This is a genomic window from Streptomyces sp. URMC 124, from assembly GCF_051386455.1.
Lineage (GTDB): Bacteria > Actinomycetota > Actinomycetes > Streptomycetales > Streptomycetaceae > Streptomyces.
In genome coordinates, this window is record NZ_JBPQTS010000500.1 from 1 (window position 1) to 265 (window position 265).

General features: G+C 57.4%; 1 protein-coding gene. It reads left to right on the forward strand.

Features of this window, described 5'->3' with window-relative positions; genetic code table 11:
• Positions 1–265, forward strand: a 265-nt coding sequence (locus tag ACSNOG_RS33470; protein WP_436756431.1) for a PASTA domain-containing protein, incomplete at both ends; no start/stop codon positions are given.

Genomic DNA, 265 nt, shown 5'->3' on the forward strand with positions numbered 1-265 from the left:
GGCATGACCGAAGAGGAAGCCATCCGGACGCTGGAGGGCGAAGGATTGACGGTGGATCCGGAAGTGATCCGCGAATACAAGCCGAACGTTGCGGAAGGCGAAGTATTTGACCAGAGCAAGCCGGAGGGTACGAAGGTGAAGAAAGACTCTCCGATTCAGTTGTCCGTAGGGGCGGCGAAGCCGCCTGAAAAAATGCCGAACCTTAGCGGGCAAACGTATGACCAAGCCGTCGAGGCTTTGACCGCGTTGGGCATTGACCCAAAGG